The 8,029-nt window shown below is 53.2% G+C and carries 11 protein-coding genes and 1 pseudogene; 6 read left to right on the top strand and 6 right to left on the bottom strand.

The features are described 5' to 3' along the window. The first annotated feature begins 277 nt into the window (after positions 1-277). Together MVC73_RS09535 and MVC73_RS09530 are read left to right on the top strand one after the other, a co-directional pair. The gene (locus MVC73_RS09535) at positions 278-949 is read left to right on the top strand and encodes a DOMON domain-containing protein (RefSeq protein ID WP_297510324.1); all 672 of its coding nucleotides are present in this window, start codon (positions 278-280) and stop codon (positions 947-949) included. Positions 950-953: 4 nt separating this feature from the next. Beyond that, positions 954-1,304, top strand: a complete 351-nt coding sequence (locus MVC73_RS09530; RefSeq protein WP_297510322.1) for a hypothetical protein — start codon at positions 954-956, stop codon at positions 1,302-1,304. A 20-nt stretch (positions 1,305-1,324) separates the two neighbouring features. Here the strand turns inward: MVC73_RS09530 and MVC73_RS09525 are convergent, their stop codons facing one another. After that, positions 1,325-2,080: a hypothetical protein gene (locus MVC73_RS09525; RefSeq protein WP_297510319.1), complete on the bottom strand. Its 756-nt coding sequence runs from the start codon at positions 2,078-2,080 to the stop codon at positions 1,325-1,327. Further along, the gene (locus MVC73_RS09520) at positions 2,077-2,625 is read right to left on the bottom strand and encodes an NAD(P)H-dependent oxidoreductase (RefSeq protein WP_297510317.1); all 549 of its coding nucleotides are present in this window, start codon (positions 2,623-2,625) and stop codon (positions 2,077-2,079) included. Before MVC73_RS09520 ends, MVC73_RS09525 begins: the two co-directional genes overlap by 4 nt. A gap of 97 nt (positions 2,626-2,722) precedes the next feature. Here MVC73_RS09520 and MVC73_RS09515 point away from each other — a divergent pair, with 97 nt between their 5' ends. Beyond that, positions 2,723-3,583 carry a hypothetical protein gene (locus MVC73_RS09515; RefSeq protein ID WP_297510314.1) on the top strand — a complete coding sequence of 287 codons (861 nt, stop codon included), beginning with the start codon at positions 2,723-2,725 and terminating at the stop codon, positions 3,581-3,583. Here MVC73_RS09515 and MVC73_RS09510 read toward each other — a convergent pair. Beyond that, complete coding sequence (locus MVC73_RS09510) at positions 3,570-4,181, bottom strand: hypothetical protein (protein ID WP_297510311.1); 612 nt, start codon at positions 4,179-4,181, stop codon at positions 3,570-3,572. The two genes, MVC73_RS09515 and MVC73_RS09510, sit on opposite strands and share 14 nt — an antisense overlap. 304 nt (positions 4,182-4,485) lie before the next feature. Between MVC73_RS09510 and MVC73_RS09505 the strand changes: the two genes are divergently transcribed. From MVC73_RS09505 to MVC73_RS09495, 3 genes are read left to right on the top strand one after another with little or no spacing between them, the layout of a single operon-like run. Beyond that, the gene (locus tag MVC73_RS09505) at positions 4,486-5,007 is read left to right on the top strand and encodes a ferritin (protein WP_297510309.1); all 522 of its coding nucleotides are present in this window, start codon (positions 4,486-4,488) and stop codon (positions 5,005-5,007) included. A 25-nt stretch (positions 5,008-5,032) separates the two neighbouring features. Further along, positions 5,033-5,824: an NAD-dependent epimerase/dehydratase family protein gene (locus tag MVC73_RS09500; protein WP_297510306.1), complete on the top strand. Its 792-nt coding sequence runs from the start codon at positions 5,033-5,035 to the stop codon at positions 5,822-5,824. Then, positions 5,821-6,417, top strand: coding sequence for a methyltransferase domain-containing protein (locus MVC73_RS09495; protein ID WP_297510270.1), 597 nt, complete (start codon positions 5,821-5,823; stop codon positions 6,415-6,417). Before MVC73_RS09500 ends, MVC73_RS09495 begins: the two co-directional genes overlap by 4 nt. Here the strand turns inward: MVC73_RS09495 and MVC73_RS09490 are convergent. The 3 genes and pseudogenes from MVC73_RS09490 to MVC73_RS09480 all read right to left on the bottom strand — a co-directional run. Continuing rightward, positions 6,395-7,078, bottom strand: a complete 684-nt coding sequence (locus tag MVC73_RS09490; protein ID WP_297510268.1) for a ubiquinone/menaquinone biosynthesis methyltransferase — start codon at positions 7,076-7,078, stop codon at positions 6,395-6,397. The two genes, MVC73_RS09495 and MVC73_RS09490, sit on opposite strands and share 23 nt — an antisense overlap. Beyond that, positions 7,059-7,700 carry an ATP-binding cassette domain-containing protein gene (locus MVC73_RS09485; protein ID WP_297510265.1) on the bottom strand — a complete coding sequence of 214 codons (642 nt, stop codon included), beginning with the start codon at positions 7,698-7,700 and terminating at the stop codon, positions 7,059-7,061. Before MVC73_RS09485 ends, MVC73_RS09490 begins: the two co-directional genes overlap by 20 nt. After that, positions 7,676-8,029, bottom strand: a pseudogene (locus MVC73_RS09480) (ABC transporter permease); the annotation flags it as partial. The pseudogene MVC73_RS09480 and the gene MVC73_RS09485, both read right to left, overlap by 25 nt.

Below are 8,029 nucleotides of genomic sequence, written 5' to 3'. Positions count from 1 at the left end.
CTTAAGCTGGTTCTCCAGTCCGTTGTACTTCTCCTGGCTCACTCCCTTGGGAGCGAGGCCGTAGCCGATGAGGCCCCCAACGAGAAGCCCCACCAGAAGGAATCCCCAAACTTTCCCATCCATCTTTAACATCTCCTTCGTTATGTAACATTATGTCCTCAGTATATAAAAGCATTCTTTATGATTGACACAAAAATTGGGTGTAAATTGGGTATAAATGTTACATAAATGGAAACCCTTAAATAAGATGGAAGCGAAAGGTTAGCGGTGATCCTCAGTGACGTCGAAAAAGCTTGGCATCGTTGCCATCCTCTTGGTGGTGGTTTTTCTCGGAGGATGCATAGGTTCATCAACGGGGAAATACGGGACTACTGCATCGTCGTCCACCTCCGCAGTCACATCAACGAGCACATCAACTAGTTCTTCCGTCGCAACGAGCTCTTCCCCGGTCCTGAGCCCGTGGAAGGCCGATGGGGTAATAGAGAAGAACGAATACCCGCATGAGCTCTCCCTTGCCGGCGGTAAGTTCACGGTCTACTGGAGGAACGATGACGAATACCTCTACATGGCCCTCAAGGGGAAGACAACCGGATGGGTGGCAATCGGCTTCGAGCCGAGCACGGCGATGAAGGACGCCGACATGATAATAGGCTGGGTCAAGGACGGAAAGGCAACGGTTGTCGATGCCTACTCGACCGGCCTCTACGGGCCACATCCACCGGATGAGAAGCTCGGCGGGAGCAACGACATCCTTGAGTACTCCGGAAAGGAGGAGAACGGCTACACAGTGATAGAGTTCAAGCGGAAGCTAAACACGGGCGACAAGTACGACAAGGCCTTCAAGCCGGGGCAGGAGATTAAGTTCATCTTCGCGATGGCAGATGCCGATGACTTCACGGCGAAGCACAACGTTGCAAAAGGTTCAGGTAAGCTAAAGCTCGACGGGTGATAGAATGCTCCCATACCAGATTCACGCGACGGTTAACTCCCTCGCCTTGCTCTCTTTCCTTGTTGGGATTTATTACGCGAGGAAGCACAGGCTTAAACTCCACCACGCGGCGGTCTACACGGGAGCAGGCCTCTTAACCTTAGGGGTTGCCTACATGCTCTACACCGTCGGTGGTGTTCCGTCAAGCCACGGAAGGTTCGGGCTGTTCACTTACTTCGTCGTCCTGACGGCCCTCGCGACGGGCTTTCTCTTCAGGGGGAGAAGGCTGAAGAGAAAACACCACAGGTTCACTACGGGTCTGGCCATAGCCCTCCTCGTGGTCGAGCTCATCTACGGCCTCTCGCTGGTTACTTAGAAATGAAAACAAAGATGCTGTTAGCTAAGGTAAAGAACCGCCAAGGTTATCACGTAGAGCAACATCACGCTCCTGAAGACGCTCCAGCCGAGCCTCTTTATGTCATCTATTTTTGCCACGTAAGTGGTGTCCCTGAGGTTCAGGATTAGCCTGGCGGTTGGTTCTATCAGCGCTAAGATAAGGTAGGAGTTGTAGAGAACCACGAGAAAGGCCGGAAGCCACGCTATAAGTGGGTACTTCTTCGGGAACTTCCTGAATGCCAGCTTGGTCTCAACATAGGCAGCTCCAATCGCCTCGTAATAAGCTAAGAGGAACCAGAAGACGAGGACATCGTAGCTGAAGGGTTTTCCAGCAACGGCCGGGGCGAACAAAGCTGGTACCGCCGGGAGAAAGTTGCCGAGGGCATAGGTTAACGGGTTCTTCCAGCCCTTAATCCTTGAGAAGGCGAAGTGGAGCGCGAACAGGACTGCCACAATTGTGAGCGGAACCAGTAGGGGGTTCTTAGGGGATGGCTTGAGCGCTTCCCCCCCGAACCAGTAGATAGCAGGGAGGATGTATGCCAAACCGTTGAGGCCCAGAGTGAAGGCCATGCCCCCAAGTCTCCACGCCCTGTAGGAGTCAAAGGCGTAATCGAAGGTGAAGAACGTAACCAGCGCGACGGTAATGCCAACTACCCAGCCCCTCCAGTCGGCGTGGGCAAGGATTAGACCGCCTATCATCGAGAGGATTATCGTTCCACCCGCTCCGGGCTCCCTTGGGACTTTAAAAACCCTCATCCGAGCTCCCTCCTGACTTCATTTCTTATCGGTTTTAGAGCAAGGGTGTATTTTTTAAGTCTCTCAAAGAACCTCTCAACCCTCTCACGGTATTTCTCGTCCCTCAGCTCGTCTCCCTCAAAGAGCTCGCCGACGTTGTAAAAGAGCACCCATGAAATGGGCAACATTCTGTAGTTCGTTGCGAGGAGTTTGAGCTCCTGGAGGAGTCTCGCTCCCCCGGTGACGCTCGACACCGTGGCAATGCCAACGGGAAGTGCCTCGTACTCCTCAAAGAGTGTATCCAAGAGAAGTTTAAGCTCGCCCGGAAACCCTCCGTTGTACTCGGGGGCAACGATGACAAGAGAATCAGCCTCGAGAATCTTTTTTCGATACCTTTCCACCTCTGGCGGGACCTTCCATCGGTGGGTGTGGCAGAGCGGGTAATCTCTAACGTCTATCATTTCACTCTCAAAGCCCAGTTTCCCTGCCTTCCTCGTGAGGTACCTTGCAACTTTCTCGCTTTCCCTTCCTTCTCTTCCCGTTCCAAGGATTATCTTAACCTTCATAGAGACACCGAGAAGAATAAGTCCGGACGTTTTAAAGCCTTATTGGACAGAGATGGGAAGGGAATAGGCTTTTAATTTCTTCGAACAATCCAACGTCATGAAGTGGAAGGTAGCTCTCTCCATCCTATGGGTTATGCTCTTTGTTGCCACTCCACTGGCTTACGCCATCGGTTCCCTCTGCGGTCCCCACTCAGTCCTCGCGCCGGACGAGTACTGCACGTTTTATCCCCTTGTCAAAACTGGCGAAGACGACGCGATTATAGACCTCTCCTGGGACGCCCTTGGCCCGGGGATGTCCGGCCTGCCGACTCCAAGTATGGTCGGTGACTACTACTTTTACTTCAAGGACGGGAGGCTCTACTATCTCGGGAACTCAACCGGAGCGTATGACCTGCTCTACGTCTTCCACGACGGTCTCTGGTACCTGAGCGATGGGAGGGTGATTTATCCCGAAAAGCCCTGCATTGTGGAAAACGTCACGATTCCCAAGGACATCAGAGGGGAGCTGTGCCCCTGCTCCAACGTCTCAATCAAATCGAAATCCTATCCCGTGATTCTGAACGGCTCCACGCTTCAAATCGTCGGGATAATTTCAGCAAGTTCAATTGAACTGCCCCCTCTAAAGAATCCGACTTACACGATAGAGCTACCTGAGAACCTGTCTATTAATCTTCCCCCAAACGTCACCTTGAGGGCGGTCCCTCTCGGTGGAGGCTTTCTAATCTACACCCACCCGACGAGATTCGATACTCCCCTGAACTGGAACGGGGTCAGGGTTCTCTACTACGATGGAAGAACCCTGGAAGTTCTTAACTTCACCGAGGCCTTTAAAAACAGGCTCCCCCTCTGCGAAACTCTTCCCAGAAAGAAGGGAAACGTTGTAGCCTACGAATTTGTGCTTGGAACAGTGCTGTTAGGCCTGATAATATGGAAAATAAGGGAAATCATGCGAAGGTAACGCTCCTGTCCTTGAGGGAGCGGTTGAGCAGGTCGGCGTGCTCCAGAGTGACCTGGTACTCCGCGAGCTTCTCAAGCTTGATATCACTGCCATCGAGGAGTATCTTGTTGACGTAGACCTTTCCCTCGTCGAAGCCGACTGTGTAGACGAAGAGGTCCTTCTTGCTCAGGTACTCCCTTACCTTTTCGTCCTCCAGAGCCTTGGCGAGGCCGCCAGCGGCGAATATCCTGACGTGAACTACGAACGCTCCCGGAACGTCCTTCTCGGCGAACTGCTTAAGGGTCTCGACGAATATCTCCTTAGTCTCTTCTATCGGCGTCTCACCGCCGAACTGGAGGACGGTGACCTGTGGAGCGAAGGCCTTAACGCGCTCCGCTATCTCTGCCTCCTTGCCCTTCTCTGCCAGGAAGTGGTAGGTAACACCTCCGCTGAGGGTTATGAAGGTCGCCTCGGTGGCGGTGGCTATGCTGGAGCAGATTATGTTCTTACTGGCCACAACCGCGACCTTGTTGAGTCCGAGGTCTGCCAAAGCCTTTCCGACTAGCCTTCCGGTCAAGGCTCTAAGGTAAATCTCCTCCTCGAAGGTTGTCTTCGCCATTTCACATCACCTCCTTACCCACTTTTGTGGGTTTGTTCTCGATTATGACCAGTGATGTTGGGAGATATAACTTTTTCGGTTGCCCTAATGAACTTTTGTCAGCCGAATAAAAGCCCTTGCTGCCACCGTGACAAAATTTTGTAGGGATTCGGGGTCTTTTTCTTGACTATTTGACACCTCAAATCTGGGCAATTGGCATAATGTCAATCACCGTCGGTGATACACCCAAAATGACAGGGGAACTTTTGAGTTCGATAGATAAACTTATAAGGTTCGAAAACAAAAAGCCAGTGAGGTGGTGTTAATGCTGAGTGAAAAAATGCTGAAGGCCCTGAACGAACAGCTCAACAAGGAGCTCTTCTCGGCCTACTTCTACTTCGGGATAGCGGCCTACTTTAGAGAGAGAAGCCTCGACGGCTTCGCGAGCTGGATGGAGGCTCAGGCGGAGGAGGAACTCGGGCACGCCCTCAGGATATACGACTACATCTTTGACAGGGGTGGAAAGGTCGAGCTCGAGAGGATAGAGAAGCCGAAGCAGGAGTTTGAGAGCCCGCTCAAGGCCTTTGAGGCCGTCTACCTCCACGAGGTTGGAGTTACCCAGTCGATCTTCAAGCTGGTTGAGCTTGCCAAGGAGGAGAACGACCACGCGACCTACAACTTCCTCCAGTGGTTCGTGGAAGAGCAGGTTGAGGAAGAGGCGAGCACGAAGGCAATCGTTGACAAGCTCAAGATAATCGGCGACAGCCCGCAGGGTCTATTCATGCTCGACAGGGAGCTTGGAGCGAGGAGTGCACAGCTCAGAAACATTCTGACCCAGAAGGCCTGATTTCTTTATTTTTGGAGGTTCCCCCATGAGGGTTCTCCTCCTCGGAGGGACCGGCTTCATAGGTGGTTATGTTCTCAGGGAGCTTCTTAAGAGGGGGCACGAGGTCTTTGTCCCGACGAGGAGGGATTTAAAACTCGGTAGAGCTGAGACGATAAAGGTCTCGGGAAGGCCGGAGGAGTATGCCCGGCTTGTGGAAAAGCTGGGCCCGGATGCCGTCGTCAACCTCATCGGCGTCCTGAGGGGGGACTACTCCCTCCACTACAAAATCCCCGGGGCTCTCTCTAAAGTTATCGAAGGAACTGGAGTGGGGCTCGTCCACGTGAGCGCCCTCGGAGCCGATGAAAGCTCACCCGTGGAATACTTCAGGAGCAAGGCCCTCGGCGAGCGGGAAGTTCGAAGGCTTGAGAAATACGCAATTGTAAGACCCTCCCTCGTTCTCGGGCCGGGACAGAGGCTTTTCAAAGAGGTTCTCCGCTGGAGGGTTTTTCCAGACCTGAAGACCCGCGTTCAGCCCGTTGATGTGAGGGATTTGGCGAAACTCCTCGCGGATATGCTTGAGGAGAGCGGAAAGCACGAGGTCAACGTCTGCGGAGCGGGGGTGGTTCCCCTCGGCTGGCTCGTCCGGGAGGTCGCGAGGAGGGCTGGAAAGAGGGTTTACCTGCTCCCCTTTCCGGAGTTCATCTTAAAGATGGCTGGGAAACTGAATAACTCCCTTCTAATGGCCTTAACTCCCAACGTCTGCCCGGAAAAGGGAAGCGTTATCTTTGACAGACCGTTTGAGGAGTCCATAACCTTCACCGCGGAGGGTCTCCGGTGAGCTACGAGCTGGCGAGCCACGTCTACGAGCCCGTGAACACGCTCCTTGAGGTGCCCACGGGCATAAGGAGGGCCAGAAAAGAACTGATTGGAAAAGCCAGGGGGAGGGTTATTGAGCTGGGCGTTGGAACCGGGCTGAACCTTCCCCTTTACCCTGAGGACACGGAGGTCATCGGCGTTGACATCAGCGAGAAGATGCTTGAGAAAGCCCGGAGGAAAAAGAGCAGAGCCAAGGTCGAGCTTATCATAGCCGACGCCCGCTCCATCCCGTTTCCAGATAAAAGCTTCGACACGGCCGTCTCAACCTTCTTCCTCTGCGTTGTGCCGGAAAAGGAGAGGGTTTTGAGCGAGATAAGGCGCGTTTTAAGACCGGATGGCCGTCTCCTAGCGATGGAGTGCTCTCTACCAAAAAATCCCGTTTTCAGAGCCTTTTTAAGTGGATTGAGCGTGCTGACGAGTAGAATAACCGGAACGGACTTCAGGGTGGACGTTGGAAACCTCCTGAGGAAGAACGGCTTCGAAATCATCGAGGAGAAAGCCCTTGTCAATGGCTCCGTTAGGCTTTTGGTAGCTAAACCTTCTGCAGAACCATAACGAAGGCTATCCTCGGGAAGCACCATCTAAGGAGGAGCCTCTCAAAGCCGAACTTACGGAGCTCATGGGAAAGCTCTTCTGGAGAAGGAAACACCCTGATTGAGCGCCAGAGGTGGTTATAAGCTTCCCTGTTACCCGTAAGAAGTCCTCCAATGAAAGGGACAACCGTCTTGGTGTAAAGCCAAGCGAGCTTTCCCAGAAAGTCATTGTTCCGTGAAAACTCCAAAATCAGTAAAAGGCCGTTCTCCTTCAGAACGCGGTGAATTTCCTCTATAGCTTTCTCCCTGTCGGAGAAGTTCCTTAACCCAAAGGCGATGCTCACTAAGTCAAAGCTTTCACTTGGAAACGGAATCTCCTCAGCGTTTCCCACCTTAAGCTGGGCAAAGGGAACTTTTTTCTTCGCTATTTCGAGCATTCGCTCACTGCAGTCCAGACCGTAGAACTCCGCCGTGATGTTCCTTTTCTCAAGCCTCTTTTTCATACACCTTATCATGTCCCCGGTTCCGCAGGCAACATCCAGTATCTTTGGCCTTTCTGCATCCAGATACCCCAAGGCCATCTCGCAGGCTTTTCTCCGCCACCTTTTATCAAGACCGAGCGTTGTCAGCCTGTTCACGAGGTCGTAGCGCCCGGCTATGCCGTTAAACAGCTCCCTTACCAAGCTCCTCCCCCCGGAGAACCTTCCTAATTTTCGCGGGCCTTCCTCCGAGGACGTAAACCCTGTCCGCAACACGGAAGAGCTCCTCAAGCTGGTGCGAGACCACTAAGACAGCTTTTCCAGAATTAGCTAATTCTGTAATTATGGAAAGAAGTGATTCCTTGGAAGCTTGGTCAAGGCCAGTAAAGGGCTCATCGAGGATCAAAACGTCGAAGTCGAGGAGTAGGGCCCTCGCTATCGACGCTTTTCTCCTCGTTCCACCGCTGACCTCCTTCGGGTATTTCTCAAGGAACTCCTCTATTCCAAGCCTTCTGGAAACTTCGAGCGGGTCGCATCCTTTTCCCCTGAACTTTAAGCCGAGGCAGATGTTGTCGCGGAGCCTCTTCCAGGGGAGGAGATAGTCTTCCTGATAAACGACCGAGAGGTGTCCCCTCACCAAGACTTCTCCGGAGTCGGGCCTTTCAACTCCCGCTAGAATCTTCACGAGGGTGCTCTTTCCGGTCCCGTTCGGCCCGACGAGGCCGACTACCTCACCGCGCTTAACTTCGAGGCCTATTCCCTCCAGGATTTTCTCGCCGTTGAAGGACTTCTCAAGCCCTCTCACCAGTACCAGCGCCTCACCCATTCCTCAAGCCTCCCGAGTACGAGCTGATCGAGGGTTATCATGAGAACGATGAGAAGGAGTGCCCACGCGAAGACACCGGCCTTAATCCCGAGGTCGTAGGAGTAAACAAGCTGGTAGCCTATTCCACCTGCCGAACCGAAGGCCTCAGCAACGACGCTTATCCTCAAAGCAATGCCGAGGGCCACCCTGCTCGCGGAAACCATCTCGGGGAGCGTTCCGGGAACTATGAAGTGAAGGTAGAGCTGAAGCCTTGAGGGCCTTAGGAGGGCTATCAAAGGCCTGTACCTCTCAAGGAGCTTCTCGCTTGAGCTTATTCCTGCGGAGAGCAT

The sequence above is a fragment of the Thermococcus sp. genome (genome assembly GCF_027052235.1).
GTDB lineage: Archaea > Methanobacteriota_B > Thermococci > Thermococcales > Thermococcaceae > Thermococcus.
Note: the sequence above shows the minus strand (reverse complement) of the source record. Positions and strands in the feature narration are given on the sequence as shown.